The 24,467-nt window shown below is 64.8% G+C and carries 29 protein-coding genes; 16 read left to right on the top strand and 13 right to left on the bottom strand.

Annotated elements, in window-relative coordinates; genetic code table 11:
• The first annotated feature begins 12 nt into the window (after positions 1 to 12).
• On the top strand, positions 13 to 393 hold the full coding sequence (locus H0O22_RS02320; RefSeq protein ID WP_185187447.1) for a Crp/Fnr family transcriptional regulator: 381 nt from the start codon (positions 13 to 15) through the stop codon (positions 391 to 393).
• A 4-nt stretch (positions 394 to 397) separates the two neighbouring features.
• Here H0O22_RS02320 and H0O22_RS02315 read toward each other — a convergent pair whose 3' ends face one another.
• From H0O22_RS02315 to pyrH, 3 genes are read right to left on the bottom strand one after another with little or no spacing between them, the layout of a single operon-like run.
• Positions 398 to 1,546: an NAD(P)/FAD-dependent oxidoreductase gene (locus tag H0O22_RS02315; protein WP_185187446.1), complete on the bottom strand. Its 1,149-nt coding sequence runs from the start codon at positions 1,544 to 1,546 to the stop codon at positions 398 to 400.
• The gene (gene frr / locus H0O22_RS02310) at positions 1,543 to 2,082 is read right to left on the bottom strand and encodes a ribosome recycling factor (RefSeq protein WP_185187445.1); all 540 of its coding nucleotides are present in this window, start codon (positions 2,080 to 2,082) and stop codon (positions 1,543 to 1,545) included. The genes H0O22_RS02315 and frr overlap by 4 nt, the downstream gene beginning before the upstream one ends.
• A 44-nt stretch (positions 2,083 to 2,126) precedes the next feature.
• A complete protein-coding gene (pyrH, locus tag H0O22_RS02305) occupies positions 2,127 to 2,840 on the bottom strand; it encodes a UMP kinase (RefSeq protein ID WP_185187444.1) in 714 nt (237 codons plus the stop codon).
• 101 nt (positions 2,841 to 2,941) lie between these two features.
• On the opposite strand from pyrH, the gene H0O22_RS02300 reads away from it, so the two are divergent.
• The gene (locus H0O22_RS02300; RefSeq protein ID WP_185187443.1) at positions 2,942 to 3,148 is read left to right on the top strand and encodes a hypothetical protein; all 207 of its coding nucleotides are present in this window, start codon (positions 2,942 to 2,944) and stop codon (positions 3,146 to 3,148) included.
• On the opposite strand, the gene cobO is transcribed toward H0O22_RS02300, so the two are convergent.
• Positions 3,145 to 3,822, bottom strand: a complete 678-nt coding sequence (gene cobO / locus H0O22_RS02295; RefSeq protein ID WP_185188236.1) for a cob(I)yrinic acid a,c-diamide adenosyltransferase — start codon at positions 3,820 to 3,822, stop codon at positions 3,145 to 3,147. The two genes, H0O22_RS02300 and cobO, sit on opposite strands and share 4 nt — an antisense overlap.
• Positions 3,823 to 3,848: 26 nt before the next feature.
• Complete coding sequence (locus tag H0O22_RS02290; protein ID WP_255439419.1) at positions 3,849 to 4,895, bottom strand: site-specific integrase; 1,047 nt, start codon at positions 4,893 to 4,895, stop codon at positions 3,849 to 3,851.
• On the opposite strand from H0O22_RS02290, the gene H0O22_RS13270 reads away from it, so the two are divergent.
• Genes H0O22_RS13270 through H0O22_RS02265 form a run of 6 tightly spaced genes read left to right on the top strand, consistent with a single transcriptional unit; the run spans position 4,890 to position 9,317 of the window.
• Positions 4,890 to 5,141, top strand: coding sequence for a hypothetical protein (locus H0O22_RS13270; RefSeq protein ID WP_255439418.1), 252 nt, complete (start codon positions 4,890 to 4,892; stop codon positions 5,139 to 5,141). The two genes, H0O22_RS02290 and H0O22_RS13270, sit on opposite strands and share 6 nt — an antisense overlap.
• Before the next feature lie 8 nt (positions 5,142 to 5,149).
• Positions 5,150 to 6,325, top strand: coding sequence for a ferrochelatase (gene hemH / locus H0O22_RS02285; RefSeq protein WP_185186234.1), 1,176 nt, complete (start codon positions 5,150 to 5,152; stop codon positions 6,323 to 6,325).
• On the top strand, positions 6,276 to 6,917 hold the full coding sequence (locus H0O22_RS02280; RefSeq protein ID WP_255439417.1) for a M23 family metallopeptidase: 642 nt from the start codon (positions 6,276 to 6,278) through the stop codon (positions 6,915 to 6,917). The genes hemH and H0O22_RS02280 overlap by 50 nt, the downstream gene beginning before the upstream one ends.
• Positions 6,877 to 8,730 (top strand): biosynthetic-type acetolactate synthase large subunit, encoded by a 1,854-nt coding sequence (gene ilvB, locus H0O22_RS02275; protein WP_185187442.1) that lies wholly within the window; start codon positions 6,877 to 6,879, stop codon positions 8,728 to 8,730. Before H0O22_RS02280 ends, ilvB begins: the two co-directional genes overlap by 41 nt.
• The gene (locus H0O22_RS02270) at positions 8,727 to 9,095 is read left to right on the top strand and encodes a nuclease (RefSeq protein ID WP_185187441.1); all 369 of its coding nucleotides are present in this window, start codon (positions 8,727 to 8,729) and stop codon (positions 9,093 to 9,095) included. The genes ilvB and H0O22_RS02270 overlap by 4 nt, the downstream gene beginning before the upstream one ends.
• Before the next feature lie 6 nt (positions 9,096 to 9,101).
• Positions 9,102 to 9,317: a GIVxVP protein gene (locus tag H0O22_RS02265; protein WP_185187440.1), complete on the top strand. Its 216-nt coding sequence runs from the start codon at positions 9,102 to 9,104 to the stop codon at positions 9,315 to 9,317.
• Positions 9,318 to 9,330: 13 nt separating this feature from the next.
• On the opposite strand, the gene H0O22_RS02260 is transcribed toward H0O22_RS02265, so the two are convergent.
• Together H0O22_RS02260 and H0O22_RS02255 are read right to left on the bottom strand one after the other, a co-directional pair.
• The gene (locus H0O22_RS02260; protein ID WP_185187439.1) at positions 9,331 to 10,092 is read right to left on the bottom strand and encodes a Tic22 family protein; all 762 of its coding nucleotides are present in this window, start codon (positions 10,090 to 10,092) and stop codon (positions 9,331 to 9,333) included.
• A gap of 24 nt (positions 10,093 to 10,116) precedes the next feature.
• Entirely contained in the window at positions 10,117 to 10,899 is a 783-nt protein-coding gene (locus tag H0O22_RS02255; RefSeq protein ID WP_185188233.1) for an MBL fold metallo-hydrolase, read from the bottom strand.
• 87 nt (positions 10,900 to 10,986) lie between these two features.
• On the opposite strand from H0O22_RS02255, the gene H0O22_RS02250 reads away from it, so the two are divergent.
• Entirely contained in the window at positions 10,987 to 12,681 is a 1,695-nt protein-coding gene (locus H0O22_RS02250) for an NAD(P)/FAD-dependent oxidoreductase (protein ID WP_185188232.1), read from the top strand.
• On the opposite strand, the gene H0O22_RS02245 is transcribed toward H0O22_RS02250, so the two are convergent.
• Positions 12,620 to 12,985, bottom strand: a complete 366-nt coding sequence (locus tag H0O22_RS02245) for an AbrB family transcriptional regulator (RefSeq protein WP_185187438.1) — start codon at positions 12,983 to 12,985, stop codon at positions 12,620 to 12,622. The genes H0O22_RS02250 and H0O22_RS02245 overlap by 62 nt on opposite strands.
• Positions 12,986 to 13,088: 103 nt before the next feature.
• Between H0O22_RS02245 and H0O22_RS02240 the strand changes: the two genes are divergently transcribed.
• A complete protein-coding gene (locus H0O22_RS02240; RefSeq protein ID WP_185187437.1) occupies positions 13,089 to 14,783 on the top strand; it encodes an FAD-binding domain-containing protein in 1,695 nt (564 codons plus the stop codon).
• Here the strand turns inward: H0O22_RS02240 and pgeF are convergent.
• The 3 genes from pgeF to H0O22_RS02225 are packed head-to-tail and all read right to left on the bottom strand — an operon-like array spanning position 14,776 to position 17,857.
• Positions 14,776 to 15,600 (bottom strand): peptidoglycan editing factor PgeF, encoded by an 825-nt coding sequence (gene pgeF, locus H0O22_RS02235; RefSeq protein WP_185187436.1) that lies wholly within the window; start codon positions 15,598 to 15,600, stop codon positions 14,776 to 14,778. The two genes, H0O22_RS02240 and pgeF, sit on opposite strands and share 8 nt — an antisense overlap.
• A gap of 8 nt (positions 15,601 to 15,608) precedes the next feature.
• Positions 15,609 to 16,508, bottom strand: a complete 900-nt coding sequence (locus tag H0O22_RS02230; RefSeq protein ID WP_185187435.1) for a Tab2/Atab2 family RNA-binding protein — start codon at positions 16,506 to 16,508, stop codon at positions 15,609 to 15,611.
• Complete coding sequence (locus H0O22_RS02225; RefSeq protein WP_185187434.1) at positions 16,505 to 17,857, bottom strand: S1 RNA-binding domain-containing protein; 1,353 nt, start codon at positions 17,855 to 17,857, stop codon at positions 16,505 to 16,507. The genes H0O22_RS02230 and H0O22_RS02225 overlap by 4 nt, the downstream gene beginning before the upstream one ends.
• A 63-nt stretch (positions 17,858 to 17,920) precedes the next feature.
• Between H0O22_RS02225 and H0O22_RS02220 the strand changes: the two genes are divergently transcribed.
• From H0O22_RS02220 to folE, 6 genes are all read left to right on the top strand, one after another.
• Entirely contained in the window at positions 17,921 to 18,745 is an 825-nt protein-coding gene (locus H0O22_RS02220; protein ID WP_185187433.1) for a creatininase family protein, read from the top strand.
• A gap of 107 nt (positions 18,746 to 18,852) precedes the next feature.
• Positions 18,853 to 19,566: an aldehyde oxygenase (deformylating) gene (locus H0O22_RS02215; RefSeq protein WP_185187432.1), complete on the top strand. Its 714-nt coding sequence runs from the start codon at positions 18,853 to 18,855 to the stop codon at positions 19,564 to 19,566.
• Between the two features lie 78 nt (positions 19,567 to 19,644).
• Positions 19,645 to 20,709 (top strand): long-chain acyl-[acyl-carrier-protein] reductase, encoded by a 1,065-nt coding sequence (locus H0O22_RS02210; RefSeq protein ID WP_185187431.1) that lies wholly within the window; start codon positions 19,645 to 19,647, stop codon positions 20,707 to 20,709.
• Between the two features lie 38 nt (positions 20,710 to 20,747).
• Positions 20,748 to 21,737 (top strand): acetyl-CoA carboxylase carboxyltransferase subunit alpha, encoded by a 990-nt coding sequence (locus H0O22_RS02205; protein WP_185187430.1) that lies wholly within the window; start codon positions 20,748 to 20,750, stop codon positions 21,735 to 21,737.
• Positions 21,738 to 21,782: 45 nt separating this feature from the next.
• A complete protein-coding gene (locus H0O22_RS02200) occupies positions 21,783 to 22,514 on the top strand; it encodes an SDR family oxidoreductase (protein ID WP_255439416.1) in 732 nt (243 codons plus the stop codon).
• Between the two features lie 20 nt (positions 22,515 to 22,534).
• Entirely contained in the window at positions 22,535 to 23,254 is a 720-nt protein-coding gene (folE, locus tag H0O22_RS02195) for a GTP cyclohydrolase I (RefSeq protein ID WP_185187429.1), read from the top strand.
• On the opposite strand, the gene H0O22_RS02190 is transcribed toward folE, so the two are convergent.
• Both H0O22_RS02190 and H0O22_RS02185 read right to left on the bottom strand, forming a co-directional pair.
• On the bottom strand, positions 23,251 to 23,751 hold the full coding sequence (locus H0O22_RS02190; protein WP_185187428.1) for a hypothetical protein: 501 nt from the start codon (positions 23,749 to 23,751) through the stop codon (positions 23,251 to 23,253). The genes folE and H0O22_RS02190 overlap by 4 nt on opposite strands.
• Before the next feature lie 9 nt (positions 23,752 to 23,760).
• Positions 23,761 to 24,465: a phosphoribosylanthranilate isomerase gene (locus H0O22_RS02185; protein WP_185187427.1), complete on the bottom strand. Its 705-nt coding sequence runs from the start codon at positions 24,463 to 24,465 to the stop codon at positions 23,761 to 23,763.
• Positions 24,466 to 24,467 lie beyond the last annotated feature (2 nt).

Here is a 24,467-nt window from a genome sequence, read left to right as displayed (position 1 = left end):
GCTAGCTCCTGCGTGAACGCCCTCGAAACCATGCGCGCCCTCGCGAGCCAGGGTGAGGTCATTCAGGCTCCGGCAGGCGAGTCAATCTTCTCGTCCGGCGAGACAGGGGACTGCATGTTCGGCGTTCTCGAAGGGACCGTCGAACTCACCTGGAACGATGAGGTTGGCCATGAAGTGATCCAGGCCGGAGACGTCTTTGGGGCCGGCGCGCTGGTCACGGCGGAGCATCGCCGCTACGGCAACGCCAAAGCGGTCAGCGACTGCAAACTGCTGAAGATGAATCGCGAGAAGTTCCTCTTCGCGGTCCAGGAGTCACCGATGTTTGCCATTGAACTGCTCGGCTCCATCGATCAACGCCTCCGCCAACTCAAGGACTGCACGAAGGTCGGCTAGGCACTCAGCCCCGCTTGAACAGCAAGCGTTTGATCACGCGCTGGGCGATATCCCCATAGCCCATCTCGCCAGAGAGGATCTGGGCGATCCGTTGGGGTGCGGTGGGGCGCTTGATGCCCAGCTGATAGCCAACTTTGGGAACCCGGTAGAAGACCTGGGCGATACGCCTGCCCCAGGCCATGGAGTGTCCCCACTGCTGGCGCATGTCAGCGCTGTACTGGGCTAAGGCCTGCAGTTGCTCGTCGGCCACAGAGCAGCCCAAGAAACGATCCACCGCCTCTGCGGCGCGGACGCCACTCATCAAGGCCGGGCGCAACCCCTCCGCCAGGAAGGGGTCACAGAGGGAGGCCGCATCGCCAACCGCGACCGCCCCCGGCACATGCAAGGGGTGGTGACCATCCCAGACCCGCAACGGGGAGCGGCGCCGCAGCCCAGCACCCGGGGGCAGACCCAACGACGGCAATAGTTCCGCCAAGACCGCATCCGCATCCGCCGCATCGCGGCCAATGAAGGTGCCCACACCAATGCTGTAGCCGCCCTGGCGAGGGAAGGCCCAGCAGAACCCATGGCGCACCAGACCAAACTCAAACCGTGCCGTGTCCCCCTCCAGGACATCCGCATCCACCTCCGCCGACAACGCCTCGGCAAAGCGGGGCTGGCTGGGGCCCAGGCCAAGGGGAGCAGCGAAACGCGAATTGGAGCCATCGGCAATCACGACCGTTCGCGCCCGGTAGCCCTGCCCCCCAGCATTGAGCGACCACTGGTCGCCATCCCGCTGAATCGTCGACACTTCGGAGCCATCCAGCAGCTCGGCGCCCTCGGCCACGGCCTGCTGGACCAAGTAATGGTCGAGCTTGGAGCGCTGAACAATCCAGAACGGGGAATCACCCGGCAGCACAGCCACCACCGGATCCTCGAGGCACCAGGTGAACTTCACCTGGGTGATCACCCGATCAACGGCCGGCTGCAGATCAAAGGGGAACCAGCGCTGCACCGACGCCGCCATGCCGCCACCGCAGGGCTTGGAGCGGGGCAACGCCTCGGACTCCAGAAGCAGCACACGGCGGCCACGGGCCGCCAAGTGATAAGCCGCCGCTGCACCGGCCGCACCGGCACCGACGACGGCGACATCAAACGCGTGGGTTTGGCTCACACCTTGAGAATGTCCGCTTCCTTCTCCGCCAGAAGCTTCTCGATCTCCGCAATGAATTTGTCGGTGAGCTTCTGAACCTTGTCCTGCTCATCGCGGCTCTGGTCCTCGGAGAACTCGCCTTCCTTCTCCTGCTTTTTCACCTTGTCGATGGCATCGCGACGAATGTTGCGCAGGGCCACCTTGCCCTCCTCGGCATACTTCGACGCCAGCTTGCAGAGGTCCTTGCGGCGGTCCTCGGTGAGGGGCGGGATGTTGATGCGAATCAGCTTGCCGTCGTTGTTGCAGGTCAAGCCCAGATCACTCATCGAGATCGCCTTCTCGATCAGAGCCAAGGAGCTCATATCGAACGGTTGGAGCTGAATCGTGGTGGAGTCCGGTGTGCTGATCGTGGCCAGCGCCTTCAGGGGCGTATCAGCGCCGTAGTACTCCACCTGGATCTTGTCGAGCAGCGAGGAATTCGCCCGGCCGGTGCGAATCGTGTTGAAGGTGCGCTGGGTGGAATGCACCGACTTGCGCATGCTGGCTTCGAGATCCATGGCGAGAAAAAGGAGTCGCTGAAGAAAAGAACCGGGCCGACCCGTTAGGCCGAAGGAAGGATGCTGGTGCCGATCGGTTCACCACGCACCGCCCGGCCAATGTTGCCGGAACCGAACAGATCAAACACCACGATTGGAATGGCGTTGTCCTTGCAGAGGGCGATCGCCGTGCTGTCCATGACCTCGAGCTCTTTGCTGAGGACATCCATGAACGAGAGGCTCTCGTAGCGCACCGCGTCGGCGAACTTGTTGGGGTCCTTGTCGTACACCCCATCGACCTTGGTGGCCTTGAAGACCACATCGGCCCCGATCTCCGCCGCCCGCAGCGCGGCGGTGGTGTCGGTCGTGAAGAAGGGATTGCCGGTGCCGGCCGCAAAAATCACGACACGCCCCTTCTCCATGTGGCGGATGGCCTTGCGCCGGATGTAGGGCTCCGCCACCTCTTGCATCGAGATGGCGCTCTGCACCCGCGTCGGAATACCGGCCCGCTCGAGTCCGTCCTGGAGGGTGATCGCATTCATCACGGTGGCGAGCATGCCGACGTAGTCAGCCGTAGCCCGATCCATGCCAGCCGCTGATCCCTTGAGGCCGCGGAAGATGTTGCCACCGCCCACCACAATCGCCAGCTGGCTGCCGTCGGCCACCACCGCAGCCACGTCCTTGGCGATCGCGTCCACCACCGCAGGATCGATGCCGTAGCCCTGTTCGCCCATCAGGGCTTCGCCACTGAGCTTCAGCAACACGCGCTGATAGGCCATCCCTTCGTGCTGCAGCTTCGTTGGCCGAACAGTAGCAAGCGTGAGATCCCTTGCCGACGCTGGCCAGGAGCGCTTCGATGGCCGAAAGATGGGAGTGCTGGATGGACAGGCATCAAGACCAACCCATTCCCCCCCGCGGCTCCTGCCGCAGCGGCCTGATGGCCCGGCTCACCCTCTCAGCGGTGGAACAGCTCACCGAAGACCCCAGCGCCTGGCGAGAGCCGGTGGTTCACCGAGCGCTACTCATTAGTGGGCTGTCGGTTCTGATGAGTGCCTTGGCCACGGTTCAGGCCAACGCCAGCTCCTAGAACTCGATCCCGGCCTGGGCTTTCACCCCCTGCTCGCGGAAGGGATGGCGTACGAGCTTCATCTCCGTGACTAGGTCAGCCCGCTCAATCAAGGCCGGCGGAGCGCCGCGGCCGGTCAAGGCCACATGGGTCAGCGGAGGCCTCAGCTTGAGTCCCTCCAGCAGATCCTCCACGTCGAGGTAGCCCAATTTCAGGGCCACGTTCACCTCATCGAGCACCACCAATTTCCGAGTGGGATCAGCGAGGTAGGAGCAGGAGCGCTTCCAGGCCTCCTGCACCAAGGCACGATCCCGTTCGCGGTCCTGGGTTTCCCAGGTGAACCCCTCACCGAGGGCATGCCAATGCAGGGATTCTCCAAAGGCCTCCAGGGCCTTGGCTTCGCCGGGATGCCAGCCCCCCTTGATGAACTGAACCACGGCCACCTGTTCCCCATGGCCCAAGGTCCGCAGCACCAACCCCAAAGCCGCCGTGGTCTTGCCCTTGCCATCGCCCGTGAAGACGAGCACCAAGCCCTTCTCTAAGGAGCGCTCGCCAACCCGTTGCTGCTGCACCTCCTTGCGACGGGCCATGCGCCGTTGGTAGGCGTCGGCGCTGGCTTCAGGGGCCAGATCGCCGCCCATCCCGAGCTCCGAGGCCGTCTGGTCGAGGGCGTTGGGATCAGACACAGCGGCCATGCGGGTGTCCTTCCAATCTGCCAAGGTCAGGCCGTCGCCTGATGGCGGGCCAGGGCGTTGTCGACCGCCTGCTGTTGGTCCCGCCGTGTAATCCAGTGGTGATAGGTGCGGGTATGGATCGCCACCGAGTGCCCCATCATTCGCGCCGCCACGGTGTCGGGCAGGCCGATGTGGATGGTGCGGACCGCCCAGGCATGGCGCAGGTCATAGGGGGTTAAGGGAAGGTCGTAGCGCCGAAACTGCTCCGCCACCCGCCGTCCCACCTGCTGCAGGGTGGTGCGCCTCAGATCCGTGCAGACCGCCGGGAGCAACTGACGCTGGGATCCGAGTTGCTCCAGGCCGAAGCGCTCCACCCACTGCGGCTGGAAGGGCCAGACCTGGTGCTCGCCTGTTTTGCTCGTCGGCAACACGCGGATTACCCGATCGCCCCCAGGGGCCAGGGCGGATAGATCGGTGAAGAACACCTCGTGGTTGCGCAGGCCGTAGGTGGCCATCAAGCCATAGGCCAAGCGCCAACCGGGATTGGGAATGCGCTCCAGCCAGTCCAGGATCTGCTGATCACTGGGGAGTTGACGGAACTGGGCGGCATGGAGGCCATAGCCTGCGGCCCGCTCACTCCAGTCGGAAGGCAAGGCCAGGCCTTCCGATCGGGCGAGGGCCGCCAAGGTAGTGCCGCATTGCTGTCGCCCCCGCGACGCCAGGGGATAGCTCTCGAGAACGGCCTCCAGCAGGGGGAATCCCCAATCCAGGGCCTGGTCCTGGGCCAGGCCCTGGAGGCGTCTTAAATAAGGCTGATAGGCGCTGCTCCAGGTGGTCCGAGCACCCGATGGGTTGCGGCGGCGGCGCGGGTCCTTGAAGAAGGCCTCCTCAAAGCGCTCCAGCCGGGTCCCAATCGACGTCGTGAGGGCAGGGGTCAACCGAGCCGAGTGGTCTTCGCTCGGTTTGGAGCTTGGCCCCCAGTCCTGCCAACGGAAGCGTTGGTGCTGGAGCTCCTGCAGCACCTGCTTCAACTGGGCGCGGGCCTGCTCCAGCCCCGCCATGTCGGCCTCCAGGCCGAGGCTGATCCGTTGCACCCGCTGGGACGGTCCACCAATGCGGCAGGGCAGGGGGCCCCTCAGGCCCAGCCGAGAACCGCGCCGTTCCAGCCGCAGCGAGACACCGCTGCCCGCCAGCAGCGCGTTGTGTTCGCGAAGGGCCAGATCGAGCTGTTCGAGGCTGATCTCGTCACCGAAGCGGTCCGGCCGACCCTATCGAGCCTGGGCCGGAGCGACCAGGCCCAAGCCGGCAGCGTTACGCTCGCCGCTGTTGTTGTCCGATGAAGCGGGGCATGGCCAAGGTCGGCGTGGTGTTGCTGAACCTCGGCGGCCCTGAGCGCATTCAGGACGTCGGCCCCTTCCTCTACAACCTCTTCGCTGACCCGGAGATCATCCGGCTCCCCAACCCGGCACTCCAAAAACCCCTCGCCTGGCTCATCAGCAGCCTGCGCGCCGGCAAATCACAGGCCGCCTATCGCTCCATCGGCGGTGGTTCACCCCTGCGCCGCATCACCGAGCAGCAGGCACGGGAACTGCAGAGCACCCTGCGCCAACGCGGCATTGAGGCCACCAGCTACGTGGCCATGCGCTACTGGCACCCCTTCACTGAATCCGCCGTCGCCGACATCAAGGCCGACGGCATCGATGAGGTGGTGGTCCTCCCGCTCTATCCCCACTTCTCCATCAGCACCAGCGGCTCCAGCTTCCGCGAACTGCAACGCCTCCGCCAGGGCGATCCCTCCTTCTCCAAGCTCCCCATCCGCTGCATCCGCAGCTACTACAACGACCCCGGCTACATCGGGGCCATGGCCGAACTGATCGGCAAAGAAATCCAGGCTTGCCCCAACCCCGCTGACGCCCACGTCTTCTTCTCCGCCCACGGCGTCCCCAAGAGCTACGTCGAGGAAGCCGGTGATCCCTATCAAAAGGAGATCGAAACCTGCGCCCAGCTGATCATGGACAAGCTGGCCAGCGATCTCGGCCACTCCAATCCCTTCACCCTGGCCTACCAGAGCCGTGTGGGTCCGGTGGAATGGCTCAAGCCCTACACCGATGACGCCCTCAATGAGCTCGGTGAATCCGGCGTCAAAGACCTCGTCGTCGTCCCCATCAGCTTCGTCAGCGAGCACATCGAAACCCTCGAGGAAATCGATATCGAGTACCGCGAGATCGCAACGGAAGCCGGCATCACCAACTTCCGACGCGTACCCGCACTCGACACCACTCCCTCCTTTATCAATGGCCTCGCCAACCTCGTCCAACACGCCCTAGAAGGACCCGAGGTCAACCTCGATCAAGCCGCCGCTCTACCCACCAAGGTCAAGCTCTATCCCCAGGACAAGTGGGCCTGGGGCTGGAACAACAGCTCTGAGGTCTGGAACGGTCGCTTGGCCATGCTCGGCTTCTCCGCTTTCCTCCTTGAAATCCTCAGCGGACGCGGCCCGCTTCATGCCATCGGGCTGCTCTAAACCGGCCCTACTGGCCGCAGCCCTGCTCCTGGCGGCTCCGGTTCAGGCCAATCCCTGGCGCCTCGCCCGGTTCCCGGTGCCGCAGTTCAGCGGCTACACCAGCCATTTCGGCTGGCGGGCGAATGACTCGAGTCCCCATCGGGGCCTGGACATTGCTGCGCCCCTGGGGTCCCCCGTGCTGAGTTGGTGGGGCGGCCGCGTGGAGCGGCTGATCGATGACGAGAGCTGCGGAATCGGCCTAGCGATCCGCTCGGGAAGCTACGAGCACCTCTATTGCCATCTGCAGGGCAGCGTCGAGGACGGCCTGCTACGCAGTGGAGCGGTGGAGCTGCGGCGAGGCTCCCGCGTGAAAACCGGGCAGCCCCTGGGCGCCATTGGCGTCAGCGGCCGCAGCAGCGGTCCGCACCTGCATTGGGGGGTCAAGCTCAAGAACCGCTGGCTGGACCCGCTGGTTGTGCTGCGAGCAATGGTTGCGCGAGAAAGCCTGAAGCGCCCATTTCTCAGGCCAGACCTTAGGGTGACTGGATCTGAATACGCAGTCCGCCGCCGCCGTGACCGTGACGTCCGTTTCGCAAGCGGCCACCGCCGCTGAACACTCCACCCCCACCCGGGTGAGTGGCGGCTACGCCCTGATGGATGCCCTTCGGCGCCATGGCGTGGAGACCATCTTTGGCTATCCGGGCGGCGCCATCCTGCCGATCTACGACGAGCTGCACAAGGCCGAGTCCCGGGGCTGGCTGAAGCACGTCCTGGTGCGCCATGAACAGGGCGGAACCCACGCCGCAGACGCCTATGCACGGGCCACCGGACAGGTGGGTGTCTGCTTTGGCACCTCCGGCCCTGGCGCGACCAACCTGGTGACGGGCATCGCCACCGCCCACATGGACTCGGTGCCCATGGTGGTGATCACCGGGCAGGTGCCCCGGGCAGCGATCGGCACGGACGCTTTCCAGGAGACCGACATCTTCGGCATCACCCTGCCGATCGTGAAGCACTCCTGGGTGGTGCGTGATCCGCGGGACATTGCCCGCATCGTCTCGGAGGCCTTCCTGATCGCCTCCAGCGGCAGGCCAGGTCCCGTCCTCATCGACGTGCCCAAGGACGTGGGTGTCGAGGAATTTGACTATGTGCCGGTGGAACCCGGCGCCGCGATTCCCCCCGGCTTCAAGCTGCCGCCCGCCGCGGACCCCAGCGCGATCGAGGCCTCCCTTGAGCTGATTCGCCAGGCCCGGCGGCCACTGCTCTACGTCGGTGGTGGCGCCATCAGCAGTGGCGCCCACGCGGTCATCCACACCCTGGCGGAGCGCTTCCGGCTGCCCGTGACCACCACCTTGATGGGCAAGGGCGCCTTCGATGAGCTCCATCCCTTGTCCGTCGGGATGCTTGGCATGCACGGCACCGCCTACGCGAACTTCGCCGTCACCGATTGCGACCTGCTGATCGCGGTGGGCGCCCGTTTTGACGACCGCGTCACCGGCCGCCTGGATGGCTTTGCCCCGCGGGCCCAGGTCATCCACATCGACATTGATGCGGCCGAGATGGGCAAAACCCGTCTGCCGGACGTCGCTGTGGTCGCTGACGTCAAGCAGGCCGTGGAAGCCCTGCTGGCGGCCTCCAGCGAAGAGGACTCCCGCGGCCGCACCGAAGCCTGGCTGGAGCGAATTGCCCAGTGGAAGCAGCACTACCCCTTGGTCGTGCCCGCTCCCGAAGGCGACATCGCACCCCAGGAGGTGGTCTCGATGTTGCAAGAGCTCTCCCCGAAGGCCTTCTTTACGACGGACGTCGGTCAGCACCAGATGTGGGCCGCCCAATTCCTGCACACCCTTCCGCGCCGTTGGATCAGCTCGGCGGGCCTGGGCACCATGGGCTTTGGCATGCCGGCGGCCATGGGCGTGCAGTGCGCCTTCCCCGAGGAGCCGGTGATCTGCGTGGCCGGCGACGCGAGCATCCTGATGAACATCCAGGAGCTCGGCACCCTCAGTCAGTACCACCTTCCCGTGAAGGTCGTGGTGCTCAACAACGGCTGGCAGGGCATGGTGCGCCAGTGGCAGGAGAGCTTCTACGGCGAGCGCTACAGCGCGTCGGAGATGACCGGTGGCATGCCCAACTTCCCCGCGGTCGCTGAAGCCTTTGGCGTCAAAGGGGTGCAGATCCAAGGCCGAGAGGAGCTGCGCAGCAAGCTCGCCGAAGCCCTCGCCCATCCCGGCCCCGCCTTCATCGAGGTGCAGGTGCGCCGCAACGAGAACTGCTATCCGATGGTGCCCCCCGGTGCCAGCAATGCCCAGATGGTCGGCCTGCCCTCCCATCCGGAACTGGCGATCGACACCAACCGCGAATGCCATAGCTGCCACCACAGCACCTCCAGCTCGAGCCTCTACTGCCCCAACTGCGGCGCCAAGCTGTGACCTTCGGGCTCATCCGGCGCTTTCTCTGCGCAGCAGCGGCAACCTGCCTGCTGCTCTGGTCCAGCCCAGTCGACGCAGCCGAGGTCCTGCAGGTGCGCAGCGGCACGCTCCTTCAAATCGGTGACCGCAACCGCACCTACAGCGTTCAACTGGCCTGCGTCGTGGTGGATCCCGCCGATGACGCAGAGGCCGTCGACTGGATTCGCAAGCAACTGCCGCGGCGCAGCAAGGTCAACCTGCGGCCCACCGGCAGCTCCGATGGTGTCCTGATTGCCCACATCAACCACTTGGATGGCCAAGGCAACCACGACCTCGGCGCCGAGCTGATTGAATCCGGCCTAGCCTCCTCGTCCGGATCCTGCTGACGGCCGTTGGGAATCAATCGGGCAGCCAAGGGCATCGTCTTGGTGCCAACCCTCTTACTCGGAAGCGCGTTTCTCGCGACGGCCGCCTGGGGGCCCGCGGCGGCGGCCGAGAACAAACCGGTCGCCATCGTCGTGGGCTGTGTCCTGATCGCCGCGGGCCTGCTCGCGCAACTGATGCCGGAGCCGGAACCCGAAGCCAAGAGGGCTCAGAACGAACCCTGACCGCTGAGTAGCCCTACTTGGCGGGCTTGGTCTGAGGGGTGGACTGGGCCTTGGTCCGGCCTTCTTCCACGAGTCGGAAATACTCGCGGGTGGGGAAGATCACGAAGCTGTCTTCCTTGGCCTTGCTGATCTGGGAGAGCACCGCCGTGAGGTCAGCCACGCGGGGCTTGAGCTTGCCGCGCTCGGCCTGGGGCACGTTCGAGAGGGCCTTCTGCAGTTCGTCGTAGCTGAGGAAGAAGACACCCCGGGGGCCATCAGGGGTGTTCAGGGTCAGGAAGGGCTGGGTGAAGAACACGGCCACGTTGAGGCCCTTCTTGATCTCCTCATCGCTGAGGCCCTCCTGCTTCAGCAAGGTGTAGGCCTGCTTGATGTCGGCGTCATTCATGACCACCGGAGCCACCAGTGGCTTGCTCTTGTCCTTGAGCTGCTTGTTGAGCTCCACCACCTTCTCGTTCATCACGTTGAGTGGAACGGGGGTGACGTTGGCCTTCAGGCTCGGGTTCGATTTCAGCAGCGCCTTGAGTTCGGCATTGGCCCGATCGCTCTCTAGATACAGGGGCAGGACCAGGGCCTCATCCCGGGGGATCGGCAGGGGAATGCCGTTGGCATCGGTGATCACAAACACCGGGATCACCTGAAGCTTCTTGATGGCCTCGGCTTCGGGGATGGCCAGCGCCGGACCAGCGGCCATGGCGCCCAGGACAGCGACGGGGGCCAGCAGGGAGGCCGCTTGACGGCCCATCGGCTTCAACCAAGCGGGAAAGCGCGAGAGCATGCGAGCCATCAAGAAAGGTCAACCCTAGTCAGAACCCAGCAGAGACCCCAGCGGATCAGGACGGTGTTCCCCATGACCACTCCCCAGGGCATAGCGGGTACCCGGGACAGGATCGATCAACTGAGCCGCTGCCTTCAGGGCCTGATGGGCCGCGGCGACGCTTCCCTTTTGCCAGAGCCAACGGTTCAGCCATCCGCTGAAGCGCACCTCGCCGCCGGTCGTGCTCGCCAGGACCGTCCGCGGTGAGAAGCGTTGCACCAGCTCCGGCAAGACGCTCTGACCGCGCACAAAGGCCCCGGCGACGGGAAGTCCCAGGTCCACGACGGGTGTGATCACGGCATCCAGGGGTTCCGGCGGCAGATCCGCCGCGAGATAGCCATGGGGCTCGAGATAGAGGCTGGCTTCGGGGTGGCGCAGCAGGTAGCCGTTCTCGACCTGGGGAACCGGCGCTCCGGCCGTGGCTTGGATCGCCAGCTCCCCGACGGTCGTGGTCTCGCCAGGGCGCAGTCCCGTGACCTGGGTGAAGCCCAACTGCTGCACCTTCTTGGCCGCACTCAGGGACCCCACCACCGGCAGGGAGCGAGGCAGCAGCACCAGGGTCTCCGGATGGGCATGGTCATCCAAGCCCTGGGTCAGCAGCAGCAGGTCCAGCTCCCCTGGCAGGTCCAACGCCTGGGACAACTCCCCCTGAAAAAACCAAGGCCCTGGAGGAAAGACCAGCGGGCCGCGAAACCAGGGGTCGACGAGCACCCGCAGTCCGGACCATTCCAGCAACCAACCATTGGCCCCGAAATAGGTCGCTTCCACGGCGTCAACACAACTGCCGGGGAGGCTAGGCAGCGGAAGCCGGCGCAGTGCGGTGCTGGAATACAGCAAGGAGGCTCAGAACCTGTGGTGCTGCGACTGAGCGAGTTGAAACTGCCACTCGACCACGAGGAGGCGGATCTCGCTCCAGCCGTCTGCAAACGCCTCAAGATCGATCCGGCGGCGCTGCTCAAGCACCGCGTGGTCAAAGAGAGCGTGGACGCCCGGCGCAAGTCGGCGATTCAGATCGCCTACAGCTTGGAGCTGGAACTCCAACCGGAACTCGAGCGCCAACTGCTCAAACGCTTCAAGCGTGACCCGCACCTGCAGCCGGCCAGCGACACGCGCTATCGCCTCGTAGGCCAGGTCAGCCCCGGCAGCCAAGCACCCCCCCGGCCGGTGGTAGTCGGCGCGGGCCCCTGCGGCTATTTCTGCGCCCTCGTCCTCGCGGAGATGGGTCTAAAGCCGTTGCTCCTGGAGCGCGGCAAGCCGGTCAAGGAGCGAACGGCGGACACCTTTGGCTTCTGGAGACGGACCCAACCGTTTAACCCCGAATCCAACGCGCAATTTGGCGAAGGGGGTGCGGGCACCTTCTCCGACGGGAAGCTCTACAGCCAGGTCCGGGACCCGAAGCACCTCGGGCGCAAGGTGCTCGAAGAACTCGTGGCGGCGGGCGCCAACCCAGAAATCCTGGTCAAACACCATCCCCACATCGGCACCTTCAAGTTGGCCACCGTGGTGCGGGGCCTACGCCGCAAGATCAGGGAGCTGGGTGGGGAGATTCGCTTCGAAAGCCGGGTCAGTCAGCTCTGTTTTGAGCCGCTGGAAGACGGCCGCCGCCTCTGCGGTGTGGAGCTGGCGGACGGCCAGCGCATCGCGGCTCAGCAGGTGGTGCTGGCGGTGGGCCATAGCGCCCGGGACACCTTCGCCATGCTCCACGAGAAGGGGGTGACCTTGGAGCGCAAAGCCTTCTCGGTGGGTTTTCGCATCGAGCACCCCCAACCGTTAATCGATGCCGCCCGCTGGGGGGAATGCGCCGGCCATCCTCGGCTCGGGGCCGCGGAATACAAGCTGGTCAAACACGTCAGCAACGGCCGCTGCGTCTACAGCTTCTGCATGTGTCCGGGCGGCCTCGTGGTGGGGGCCACCTCGGAGGCGGGGCGGGTCGTCACCAACGGGATGAGTCAACACTCCCGCAACGAGCGCAATGCCAACAGCGGCATCGTCGTCAACATCGAGACCGACGACGTCGAGAGCTACGGCGCCTACCCGGGGGACCCCTTAGCGGGCATTGCTTTTCAACGGCACTGGGAGGCCAAGGCCTTTGAGCTCGGTGGCAGCAGCTATGCCGCACCGGGGCAGCGACTGGGTGACTTCCTCGCCGCCAGCAACGCCGCACCCACTGCACTGGGGACGATCAAGCCCTCCTACAACCCCGGCGTGGTGCCGGCGGATCTGGGGCAAGCCTTACCGGCCTTTGTGATCAAGGCCCTGCGGGAGGCGCTCCCGCAGTTCAACCAGTCCATCCCTGGCTACGCCATGGACGATGCGCTGCTGACAGGCGTTGAAACCCGCACCTCTTCGCCGGTGCGCATTCCCAGAACAAAAGCCCTGGAGAGCGTGAACACCCCAGGGCTTTATCCGGCTGGAGAGGGGGCCGGCTTTGCCGGTGGAATCCTCTCCGCTGCGATGGATGGCATCCGCGTCGCGGAGGCCATTGGAATCACTCTTCTTCGTCAGGAGCGCCCAGGGGAACCAAGCGGATCTGCTTGCGACCCAGCTTGATTTCGAATTCGTCACCGGGCTTGAGGTCCAGCAGGGCGGTATAGGCCTTGCCCACCATCAGGTTGCCGTTGAACTGCACCTTGGTGGTGAAGCTCAACTTGCGGCCACCTTTGCCCACCTTGGCGCTGGAACCGCCAAAATCAACGCCCTTCGCGTTGAGCAGGGCTTCGTAGAACGCCGTGAAATTCAGCCTTTCGCTGCCGTCTTTCTTCGTGGAGACATATCCGCATGCACGTACGACGTCGGATTTGCTCACGTCGCCCATTTCTTTGACCTTGGCGAGGAGATCAGCTCCGGTGAGCATGAGAGCAATAGTTATGCAACTTGTGCATCATCACACTCAGCCTGCAATTGCACAAGGCTGATCGTCTCCAATTTGCAGATTTTTCGGGAGTTTTTTTCAATCAATGCCGCCGACGCTGGTTTGGTATCGCCGTGATTTGCGCACGCAAGATCACGAACCATTGGTTAAGGCCTGTTCAAGAGGGTCTGTCATCCCTGTGTTTGTCCTGGATGACGCCTTGCTGTTTCATGCTGAGACTGCCGTCGCTCGTGTTGAGTTTTTGCTCCATTCCCTGCGTGCATTGGATGCACGTTTGCGGGAACTGGGGGGGCGATTACTGATTGAGCGGGGACGACCGGAACAGGTTCTGCCTCGCCTTGCCCAACGCCACGGCTGCCGCCAGGTCCTGGCCCATACCGACAGTGAGCGCCTCGTCGGGCGGGTCCGTGATGCCCGCGTTGGCCGCGCCCTGCAGGACAACGGCGTCAGCCTGGAGTGGATCGAACCGGCGGGGGCCAGCGCCGAGCTGCAGCCCTACGGCGCATGGAACCGTCAGTGGCATGGAGCAATGGCCGCAGCGCTCATGCCCGAACCGCAACGCGTTGTCGTGCCTGAACAGGTCCCGGACACGCCGGTCCCGGACCTGCGTGAGCTCGGGCTCTTCAGGGATGGCAAACCGATTCCAGAAGCCGGGACCGCAGCGGCCCTGCAGCGGCTGGATCGGTTTCTCGAGGGTCCCGATGCTCGGACCTACTACTGGGAACTGAGCTATCCCTCCGCCAAGGTGACCTCCGGGCTCAGCCCGTACCTGAAGTTCGGCGTCGTCAGCCCCAGGCAGTGCCTCCAGCGACTCACAGCCGCCGGTCAACAGGCCCGGGATCAAGCCGACCGCAGCCGACTGCGCAGCATCCAGCAACTGTTCAGCCGGCTGCGCTGGGGCTGCTCGATTCACCAACGCTTTCGCTATCTCCCGCAGCTGGAATTGCGCTCCCTCTGGAACGCCTTCGATGACAACACCCCTCTGACAGCCGAGCGAACGGAGCTCTACGAGGCCTGGAAAGAGGGACGCACCGGTTTTCCGATCGTGGACGCGGCAGCCCATTGCCTGCGGGGAGGCGGTGGCTGGTTGGAGCTGAACTTCCGCAGCCGCGCGATCTACGCCAGCTTTCTCAGCAACCTCTGCGGGATCGATTGGCGCTACGGGGCACTGCATTTCATGCGGCACCTGATCGATGGGGACTGTCCGATCGACCACTACCAATGGGCGATGCAGGCCGGAGCGACCTATCGGGGCACCAAGGCCTGGACTCGGATCTATCACCCAGGCCAAGTCGCGGTGAATCGCTGCGATCCCCATGGCCTCTTCATTCGCCGCTGGCTGCCGCAGCTCGAGCGCCTCACCAACGACCAACTCGGGGAGCCGCCGGCCTTGGCGGACTACCCAACCCCAGTCCTGAACTACGAACAGGCGAGACAGGCGCGGCTGGAGACATTGAGCAGCACACGCCACGGCATCGGAGCCATCCCGCGGGCCTTGGCTCGGCTTCCGGAGGACTTGACCCCCTTTGGCAGCGATCGTATTGCCGGTAGTCAGGTGCTCTGGGCCCAGGAGCGCTCACCGGAGCTCTACCCCGAAGCGGTCGACCTCGATCGGCTCGACCAAGAGGGCTGGATGGCGCTGTTGAGCTGGTTCAGCCTGCGGCGCTCCGCGGAAACCGATGAGGACGCAGAACGTGCCCCCCGGCGCCCGCGGGCCGCCGCACGTCCATCGCGCCGCAGCAAAGCCGCAGAGGGACAGCTGAGCTTCGATCTCAGCTAGGCAGCTGCTGGGAGACGATGCCGCTCCACTGCACCGCCTTCACCTGATCGCGGCGCCAGGAATGGAACAGCAGGGGCTCAGACGCCGTACACAGCGGGCAGACGCTGATCTGATCGGCGGGAACTCCGGCCCGCTCCAAGAGCAGACGAGTCGCCAAACGCAGGTCCAAGCGCTGACGGCTTGGATCGGGATCCGGCTTGAGGGCAGCGCAGGCCTCCAAAGCCGCCAGGGCGGCCTCCAAAGACAGGGACCCATCGAGCTGCTGGAGCTGCGCGGCAATCGCCGCAGGGACGGACGGCTCCACTTGATACTCGGGCCCGCTGATGGCTGGCCCCAGAGCAATCAGCAGATCATGGCGCTGGCAACCGCGCTGTTCCAACTGGCGAATCGCCTCGAGAACAATCCCACCGGCCACCCCGCGCCAACCGGCATGGCAGACCGCGACTTGGCCGGAGCGGGGATCCGCCAACAGCACCGGAGTGCAGTCAGCACCGCAGACCCACAGGCTCTGACCCCCCGCATCGGCGACCAGGCCATCGGCGTCGGGCCAAGGTTCTGAGGCGGCCTGGCTCGCCGGCAGCACCACGGCGCCGTGGACCTGCTGGGGACGGTGAACGCTGACGCCAGCGCTGAGATAACCCGCCAACACGTCAGGCCCCCGGCCCTGCCACTGGCGGGTGAAGAAGCCATGTTCAAAGGCCTCCAGAAGATTGGACTGGAGGTAGTAGCCCCCGTAGCAGCCGATCCAGGTCCAGCCCTCAAGGGCATTGAAACCAGCATCGGGGCGGTTGAAGGGGGCCTCGACGGCCTCAGCCATGGCGCCCGTTAGGCATCGGGAAGGTCCCGGAGGATCCAGAAGCCATCAAAACCGGGTTGATCGGGACTGGATTGCACGGCCAGGAATTGCACACCACCGGCTTGGCCGCGGGCGGCGAGGAACGCCCCAGCGGCGGCCTCGGCTTCTTCGGATTCCAGCTGACCGAGAAGCCAGCGATCCTCCTGCCCCGCCTCCAGCACAAGTTGCTGACCAGAGACCTCCAGTCGCACGGGCTCCAGGCCGGAGACCCAACCGGCAATCGCGAGGGAGCGGCTCGCGCTGAACAGGCGCAGGCCACTGACCATCAGCTCATTGTCCAGGGACGCCGGCAAGGGGACGAGTCCCGAGAAGCTGGTGTTCCAGGTCATCGCCTCGCGCAGGACGCCGATCGGCAGGGAGGCCCAAGACCAGCTGTCGCCGCGGGCCGCCTCCGGCAGGGGAACAGCGACGGGCTGAATCGGCTGCGGAGGAGGTGCGAGTGGGCCAGCCATGTAGCCCTCTTCCTCGGGATAAACCGTGGCTTGACGCTCCTGGAGCCACTCCACCAGGGCGTAACAGCGGCGGCTGGGAATCAGCTCAAGGCCCAGCTGCTCAGCGGCCCGCTGCACCATCGTGCGCATGGACGAACGCCAGCAGCGGATTTTGCGCGGAGGATCAAACCCCTCAGAATCCGCCTGCTCCAACGCCTGCTCCAGAGCGCTCTTCAGCCACTGGGAGTTCACGCTGGAGGCGGGGCACCTCATGACCCACTGAAAGGAACGCTCCGGATCAGCGCCGGAAGGGGAGCTGCAAATCAAGAGCTCCCAACGCTTCTTTCCATCCTCTTCAAGGATCGGACGGGAGTAGTAATCCAGCTCCCAATCCGCCTGCAGGCGGGCAGGACTCGCGGGCTCGGTGGCCTGAATCATCCGGCGGCTTGTTCCTGCTGACGCAGCACGTTACGAGCCCTGTTGGCGCGATCGGCGGCTTCGGCCATGACTTTGTCGCGCTCGATCAACAACTCGCCGGGCTGACCTTCGAGCAGGGCCGTATTCAGGGCGATGCGGCCGCGACCGGGGTCCAACTCGGTGATCAACGCCTTGACGCGATCGCCCTGACCAAAGACCTCACGCAGATCACGCATCTGACCACCGGTGATCACCGAGTGGTGCAACAGGCCGCTGATGCCGCCCAGATCAACAAAGAGGCCGTAGGGCTTGATCGCCACCACCTGACCCTCGACCAACTGACCCACCTCCAGGTTCTGGAACAGGGCTGCGGTGGCCGCCTTCTTCTCAGAGAGCACCAGCTTGCGGGTCTCGGGATTGACCTCCAGGAAGGCCACGCCCAGGGTTTTACCGACGAGTGCCTCGTGGTTTTCGCCCTCCTGAAGCTGGGAGCGGGGCACGAAGCCGCGCAAACCTTCGACGTCGCAGGTGATGCCGCCGCGGTTAAAGCCGTTGACTTTGACCTGCAGGACCTTGCCCTCTTTCTCCAAGGCGCGGACCTTCTCCCAACTTTGACGCAGGGCGAGGGCACGGGCACTGATGGTGACCATGCCCTCGGCGTTCTGCTCGCGGGTGACGAGCACCTCGACGGTCAGGCCCTTGGGGAAACGCTCCTTGAGGTTCGTGATCACCCCAAGCGCACATTCCTTCTTGGGCATGAAGCCAGGGGCCTTGCCACCGATGTCGACATAGACGCCGTCGCTCTCCATGCCGATGACGGTGCCGGTGACCACTTCACCGGTGGTGCCCACGAAGTCCTGCTCATCGAGGGCCGCCAGGAAGGCCTCCTCATCGAAGTCGAAATCGTCGACCGAGCGGGAGGGGACAGCGGCAGGCTTCGCCTGGGGGGCCGTCATGCGGGATCCGCCAGAGCGACGGCCCTTGTTCCGGTCATCGGGGCCGAGCAGATCGGCCATGCTCAGGCCCTCAAAGCCGCTCATGTCGAACAGCTCATCGTCACCGGCCTTGTTGGCGGGAGCCGCGGCGGGCCGTTGGGGGGCAACGGGGGCCTCACCACGGGCCGCCCGGGCGGCGTCCTCGAGTTCCGCTGCGCGCTGGGCAGCGGCTTCGGCGGCGGCACGAGCTTCAGCGGCTTCGCGCTCGAGACGCAGCTGCTCTTCTTTCTTATTGATCTGCAGAACCTGGGGGGGCTTGCGAACCGGCGGCGGCGCGGCGGCGGGACGCTGCGGCGACGGGGGCACCGGACGGGCCGAGGTGGGTTGCTGCTTGGCAGAGGGCTGGGAGGGCTGGGGAGTGCCGGAACCGGCCATGACCAAGCAAAGACGCACAGCGCCACACTGTAGGGACGACCCTTCTTGGTTGAAGACGGCTCAATGGGCGAAGACGCACACTCCCGGCAGGGGTCTCGTCGCCTCGACCACCTGAACTGGCCCGCGGTTCAAGCCGCCGCCCAAACCCCGGGCAGCACCGTGGTCTGGCCCTTTGGTGCCGTGGAGCAACACGGGCCGCACTTGCCCCTCGGGACCGATGCACTCTTCGCCGAGAAGATCCTCGATCAGGTGCTCACGGGACTGCCGCCAGAGGCCCCAATCTGGCGTCTACCCATTCAAAGCCTGGGCTTCTCGCCGGAGCACCTCGGCTTTCCCGGCAGCCTGAGCCTGCCCCCGGAACTCCTCCTGGGCAGCATCGAAGCGATCGGAGGCCAGCTGGCGGCGGCCGGCTTCCAGCGCTTGGTGCTCTTCAACGGCCACGGCGGACAGATCGCCTTACTCCAGGTGGCCGCGCGCCAACTCAGGGCCGCCCACCCCTCACTCGGAGTGTTGCCCTGTTTCCTCTGGAGTGGCCCCGATGGGCTCAGCAGCCTGATTCCCGAGCCCGAACGCCATCAGGGGCTCCACGCGGGGCAGGCCGAGACCAGCCTGATGCTCCAGCTGCAGCCTGAACTGGTCGGCCCGGAGCGGCCCGTCGATGGACTCCAGGCCAGCCACCCTCCCCAGGGCTGGAGCCTGGAGGGAGCCGTCCCCAATGCCTGGCTCACCCAGGACCTCAGCACCAGCGGCGTCATCGGCGATGCCCGCCAAGCCAGCGGAGCCTTGGGGGAAGCGCTTCAGGAACGGCTGGTGCAGGGCTGGAGCAGCCTCTTCATGGCGCTACTCAACAGTGATTGGCCCCCCCGGAAAGCCGGATCCAAACCCTGAGGTCCACCACCTGCAGACAACGGGAGGTGCGCAAAAGCAGCCAAACCCCGTCTTGGGCTTGTGGAGATGGTTACAGTCAACCCCATTGCAACGTGTTCTCGGTAGCCATGGCGACCCTTGAAGCCACTGATCTGCCTACGGCGGGCGCTTCGCTTCCCGATTTCACCTGCGCGAACTACAAAGACGCCTACAGCCGGATCAACGCGATCGTGATCGAGGGCGAGCAGGAAGCCCACGACAACTACATCTCGATCGGCACCCTCATTCCCGACCAGGCCGATGAGCTGACCAAGTTGGCTCGGATGGAGATGAAGCACATGAAGGGCTTCACCGCCTGTGCCAACAACCTGGGTGTGACCGCCGACATGGCGTTTGCCAAGGAATTCTTTGCCCCCCTGCACGGCAACTTCCAGAAGGCCCTCGCCGAGGGCAAAGTGCCGACCTGCCTGCTGATCCAGGCCCTGCTGATCGAAGCCTTCGCGATCTCCGCTTATCACATCTATATCCCTGTTGCCGATCCCTTCGCCCGCAAGATCACCGAAGGGGTTGTGAAGGACGAGTACACCCACCTCAACTACGGCGAGGTCTGGCTCAAGGCCAACCTGGAGAACTGCCGCGAGGAGCTTGAGGAAGCCAACCGTGAAAACCTGCCCCTGATCCGCCGGATGCTGGACCAGGTGGCCGGTGATGCAGCGGTGCTGCACATGGATAAGGAGGACCTGATCGAAGACTTCCTGATCGCCTACCAGGAAGCCCTGACCGAGATCGGTTTCAGCACCCGCGAAATCGCCCGCATGGCGGCTGCCGCCCTGGTCGGCTGAAGCCACCAGCCTGAACGAGCCGGCGCTGCCCTTTAATCAGGTGTCTTGGCCGGTGTCCACCCAGGAGAGCCCCTAGGAATGTTTGGTCTGATCGGTCACTCCAGCAGCTTTGCGCAGGCCCAGGAAAAGGCCCGCGACTTGGGGCTTGAGGAGATGGCCGAGGCGGACCTTCTCTCCTGGTGTTCAGCCCCTCCCCAGCTACTGGAGACCTTTGAGGTCACCAGCAAGACCGGTGCCACCATCCAGGGGACCTACATCGACTCCTGCTTCGTGCCGGAGATGCTCAGTCGCTTCAAGACTGCGACTCGGAAGGTTCAGAACGCCATGGAGCTGGCGCAGAAGAACGGCATCAACGTCACAGCCCTGGGCGGATTCACCTCGATCATTTTCGAGAATTACGACCTCTCGAAGTTCCAGCAAATCCGCAACACCACCCTGGAGTGGGAGCGGTTCACCACCGGAAACACCCACACCGCTTGGGTGATCTGCCAACAGGTCGAAACCAATGCACCGCTGCTGGGCATTGATCTGAGTCAGGCCAAGGTGGCCGTGGTGGGCGCCACCGGGGACATCGGCAGTGCCGTCTGCCGCTGGCTCTCACAGAAAACCGGCGTCGGCGAACTGCTGCTGGTGGCCCGCCAGCAGCAGCGCCTCACGGACCTGCAGGAGTCCCTCGGGGGCGGGCGGATCCTGACCCTTGAGGAGGCCCTGCCCGAAGCCGATGTGGTGGTTTGGGTCGCGAGCCTTCCCCAGACCTTGACTATCGACCAGGGCAGCCTGCGGAAACCCTGCTTGATGATTGACGGCGGCTACCCCAAGAACCTCGACGCCAAGGTGGCCGGCGCAGGGGTCCATGTCCTCAAGGGCGGCATCGTCGAGTTCTGGCAGGACATCAGCTGGCAGATGATGGAAGTCGTGGAGATGGAGAACCCCAAACGCCAGTTGTTCGCTTGCTTTGCCGAGGCAATGCTGCTGGAATTCGAGGGCATTCACACCAACTTCAGCTGGGGACGCAATCGCATCTCCATCGCGAACATGGAGCTCATTGGTGAGGCCTCCCTGCGGCATGGTTTCCGCGCCATTGGCCTGAACCAATCCCCCACCAGCTCCGGCAACCCCGACCTGGAACTGGCCGCTGCCTAGGCCCTCCGGTTCAACGCCTGTCCCTTACACCCGCTGCCATGGCCCGTCGTCCCCTGCTCGACTTCGAGAAGCCCCTGGTGGAGCTGGAGGAGCAGATCGACCAAATCCGGCAGCTGGCCAAGGACTCTGAAGTCGACGTCAGCCAGCAGCTGCTCCAACTCGAGACCCTCGCGGCACGCCGTCGCGAGGAGATCTTCAGCAACCTGAGCCCCGCACAGAAGATTCAGGTCGCGCGGCACCCCCATCGACCGAGCACCCTCGATTACATCCAGGTGCTTACCGATGAGTTCATCGAACTGCATGGGGACCGCCGTGGCAGCGACGACCAGGCCCTCGTCGGTGGCGTGGGCCGCATCGGAGACCAGGGTGTCGTCCTGCTCGGCCACCAGAAAGGTCGGGACACCAAGGAAAACGTCGCCCGCAATTTCGGCATGGCCTCCCCAGGGGGCTATCGCAAGGCGATGCGACTGATGGAGCACGCGGATCGCTTCCGGCTGCCGATCCTCAGCTTCATCGACACCCCTGGTGCCTACGCCGGTTTGCTGGCTGAAGAACAGGGTCAGGGCGAAGCGATCGCCGTGAATCTGCGGGAGATGTTCAAACTCCGGGTTCCGATCCTGGCCACGGTCATCGGTGAAGGCGGCTCCGGCGGAGCCCTGGGCATCGGCGTTGCTGACCGGCTGCTGATGTTCCAGCACAGCGTCTACACCGTGGCCAGCCCCGAGGCCTGCGCCTCGATCCTCTGGCGCGATGCCGGCAAGGCACCCGTGGCCGCCGAAGCACTGAAAATCACCGCACCGGATCTGCTCAAGCTCGGAATCATCGACGAGATCATTCCGGAGCCCTCCGGCGGCAACCACTGGGCCCCGCTCCAGGCGGCCGAGAACCTGAAGGCGGCTCTCCTGCAGCAGCTCTCTCCGCTGCAGGCCCTCAGCGAAGAGCAGCTCGTGGACCAGCGCTACGCGAAGTTCCGCCGCATGGGGCGCTTCCTGGAGTCCGGCGCCCAGGACGCGAGCCTGAGCTCTTAAGGTTTTCCTCGGTTTCCTTGGGGCCCCTGCGGCCCGCCCGCGCCGTTGAGCTCCTCCGCATCCGCCCAACCCCCCGTCGCTCTGATCACTGGGGCCTCCAGGGGCATTGGCGCTGCCGCGGCCCGGGCCTTCGCCCAGGCGGGCTATCAGCTCTTGCTCTTGGCACGATCCAAGCCGGACCTTGAGCAGCTGGCCGCTGAGCTGGGCAGCTCGACCTGCCGCGTTGAGACGATCGCCGTCGATCTCGCTGATCCCCAGGCCATCGGCCCTGCTCTGGAGGACCTCCTCGGCCGCGGACTCGTTCCCACGGTCCTGATCAACAACGCCGGAGCGGCCTACACCGGCGCCCTCGCTGAGATGCCGCTGGAGCAGTGGCAGTGGTTGCTGCAGCTCAACCTCACCAGCGTGCTCCAAACCTGCCAAGCGGTCCTGCCGGCCCTACGCCAGACCCGCGGCCTGATCATCAATGTCAGCAGCCACGCGGCCCGCAATGCCTTCCCCGAGTGGGGGGCCTACTGCACGACCAAAGCAGCCCTCGCCTCCTTCAGCCGCTGCCTCGCTGAGGAGGAACGCCAGCACGGAATCCGTGTATCGACCCTCACATTGGGTGCGGTTAATACGCCCCTCTGGGACACCGAAACGGTCCACAGTTCCTTCGACCGGCATGCCATGCTCACTTCAGAGCGCGTGGCCGAGACGCTGTTGTCTTTGGCCCAGCAACCTTCCTCCAACGTTATGGAGGACATCACCCTTATGCCCGCCGCGGGCGTTCTTTGAACGCAGCCCGGGATTCGTTCATGACTTCAACCCTGCCCTCGAGTATTCCCGGTCAGCTGGCCCCCGTGAGCCGGCGCATCCGCGAACGCCTCGAGTCTGCTGGCGTCCCCTTCCTGGCGAACGACAACATCGCCGAGCACCTCAAGGACGGTGAACTCGATCAACTGGAAATCGAGGTCGCCGGCAAGGTGCGCGAGCTGCTGCGCAGCTTGGTGATCGATATCGATAACGACCACAACACCGAGGAAACGGCGGAGCGTGTGGCCCGCATGTACCTCCATGAGGTGTTCAAGGGTCGTTATCACCCTCAACCCAAGATTGCAAGCTTCCCCAACGTCAAAAAGCTCGATGAGATCTACACCGTGGGGCCCATCACGGTGCGCTCAGCCTGCTCCCATCACCTGGTCCCGATCCTGGGCAATTGCTGGATCGGCATCAAACCCGGCGAGCGCGTGATTGGCCTCTCCAAGTTCTCCCGCGTGGCCGACTGGGTCTTCTCCCGTCCCCACATCCAGGAGGAAGCGGTGATGATCCTGGCCGACGAGATCGAGCGTCTCTGCGAACCCCAGGGCCTGGCCATCCTCGTGAAGGCGCAGCACTACTGCATGAAGTGGCGCGGTGTGAAGGAGCCCCAGACCAGCATGGTGAACTCCGTCGTCCGCGGCGACTTCCGCCACGACGCCAGCCTCAAAGCGGAGTTCTTTGAACTGGTCAAACAGCAGGAGTCGATGCTGGGCTAAGGGGCCAGCACGGGACCAACCGGGGCCGAAGCGATTCGCTTCACCTGACCGTCCTGTATGACCACGGCCACAACGATCAGGTTTTGACCGACATCGACGGGAGCGGGCACGTAGATCGTGCCCTGGGCTGACTCAATCAGCAGCCACGTCGTTGCGTCTGGGCTTCTTCGGTACCAGTGGTACTGGGGGGTCGCCAGGGCAGCGTCGGCATCCGCATAGATGGTGGCCTGAAGCAACCCGCCCTCAATCGCCTCTCCTGCGATCACCAAGGACTGGAGTCCGTTGATCTGCTGTTGGATCGCGCCTTCGAGTTCCAGGTCCGCGGAGATCTGATTGCGAAAGGTACTGATTTGCTGCTGGGCGCTTTCCGTCACCCCCGGAATGCACTGAAGGCTGGCCCCCACCAACCGGCAGCCCACCAGGTCCTGGGCCTGCACAGCCAAGCCAGAGGCCAGGGCAAGGGCGACGAGCAAGCGGGCAGAGCGCTGGGCGGCCATGGCCTGGAGCTAACTGCTCAAATCCTGGCGAAAGGGAGCCAACGCGGCCACCAGCTGCTGCACTTTGGCGAGGTCCTTATCCCCGGGGGCTCGCTCCACCCCACTAGAGACATCCAGCCCAGAGGGCGGCTGAGCCTGCAGCGCCTCCAGGGCTGGGGCGACGCGCTCGGGGGTCAAACCACCCGCCAGCCACCAGGGGAGCGGGGGCTCAAATCCGTTGAGCCATTCGATGGGGATGCGATGGCCGGTCCCCCCGAGCTGATCGGGCACCCAGGCATCCAGCAGCAAGCCATCAACCACCGAGCCGTAGTCCACGGCCCGCTGCAGATCTTCGGGCTGCCGAATGCGGAGTGCTTTCCAGAGGAGGAGATCGGGACCTAGGGCGTTCCGCAACTGCAGGCAACGCTCAGGGGTCTCCTGACCATGGAGCTGCAACACCTGATGCCCTCCTGCGGGGCCAAGAACGGGCAGCTCCGCATCACTGGGGTCGGACACCACCAGGACGCCAAGACAACGGCTGGAGGCCTGATGGACCGCGGCAAACAACGCCGGTCTGGTCTCGGGCGCCAACCAACGGGGTGAGGCCTCCACAGCGATGACGCCGATGGCATCCACTCCCAGGGCGGCCACGGCGCTGGCCTGCTCAGGCGTGCGCAAGCCACAGACCTTCAACCAAGGCTTGTACCCAAGCGGAGAATCTGGACGCACCGTCATGC

Source organism: Synechococcus sp. LTW-R (genome assembly GCF_014217875.1).
Taxonomy (GTDB): Bacteria; Cyanobacteriota; Cyanobacteriia; order PCC-6307; family Cyanobiaceae; genus Vulcanococcus.
Note: the sequence above shows the minus strand (reverse complement) of the source record. Positions and strands in the feature narration are given on the sequence as shown.

Bases quoted from the DNA above. Each gene is read 5' to 3' on its own strand.
- frr (WP_185187445.1), bottom strand. From the start codon at position 2,082: ATGGATCTCGAAGCCAGCATGCGCAAGTCGGTGCATTCCACCCAGCGC.
- pyrH (WP_185187444.1), bottom strand. From the start codon at position 2,840: ATGGCCTATCAGCGCGTGTTGCTGAAGCTCAGTGGCGAAGCCCTGATG.
- H0O22_RS02300 (WP_185187443.1), top strand. From the start codon at position 2,942: ATGGACAGGCATCAAGACCAACCCATTCCCCCCCGCGGCTCCTGCCGC.
- cobO (WP_185188236.1), bottom strand. From the start codon at position 3,822: ATGGCCGCTGTGTCTGATCCCAACGCCCTCGACCAGACGGCCTCGGAG.
- hemH (WP_185186234.1), top strand. From the start codon at position 5,150: ATGGCCAAGGTCGGCGTGGTGTTGCTGAACCTCGGCGGCCCTGAGCGC.
- H0O22_RS02260 (WP_185187439.1), bottom strand. From the start codon at position 10,092: ATGCTCTCGCGCTTTCCCGCTTGGTTGAAGCCGATGGGCCGTCAAGCG.
- H0O22_RS02245 (WP_185187438.1), bottom strand. From the start codon at position 12,985: ATGCTCACCGGAGCTGATCTCCTCGCCAAGGTCAAAGAAATGGGCGAC.
- H0O22_RS02240 (WP_185187437.1), top strand. From the start codon at position 13,089: ATGCCGCCGACGCTGGTTTGGTATCGCCGTGATTTGCGCACGCAAGAT.
- pgeF (WP_185187436.1), bottom strand. From the start codon at position 15,600: ATGGCTGAGGCCGTCGAGGCCCCCTTCAACCGCCCCGATGCTGGTTTC.
- H0O22_RS02230 (WP_185187435.1), bottom strand. From the start codon at position 16,508: ATGATTCAGGCCACCGAGCCCGCGAGTCCTGCCCGCCTGCAGGCGGAT.
- H0O22_RS02225 (WP_185187434.1), bottom strand. From the start codon at position 17,857: ATGGCCGGTTCCGGCACTCCCCAGCCCTCCCAGCCCTCTGCCAAGCAG.
- H0O22_RS02220 (WP_185187433.1), top strand. From the start codon at position 17,921: ATGGGCGAAGACGCACACTCCCGGCAGGGGTCTCGTCGCCTCGACCAC.
- H0O22_RS02215 (WP_185187432.1), top strand. From the start codon at position 18,853: ATGGCGACCCTTGAAGCCACTGATCTGCCTACGGCGGGCGCTTCGCTT.
- H0O22_RS02210 (WP_185187431.1), top strand. From the start codon at position 19,645: ATGTTTGGTCTGATCGGTCACTCCAGCAGCTTTGCGCAGGCCCAGGAA.
- H0O22_RS02205 (WP_185187430.1), top strand. From the start codon at position 20,748: ATGGCCCGTCGTCCCCTGCTCGACTTCGAGAAGCCCCTGGTGGAGCTG.
- folE (WP_185187429.1), top strand. From the start codon at position 22,535: ATGACTTCAACCCTGCCCTCGAGTATTCCCGGTCAGCTGGCCCCCGTG.
- H0O22_RS02190 (WP_185187428.1), bottom strand. From the start codon at position 23,751: ATGGCCGCCCAGCGCTCTGCCCGCTTGCTCGTCGCCCTTGCCCTGGCC.
- H0O22_RS02185 (WP_185187427.1), bottom strand. From the start codon at position 24,465: ATGACGGTGCGTCCAGATTCTCCGCTTGGGTACAAGCCTTGGTTGAAG.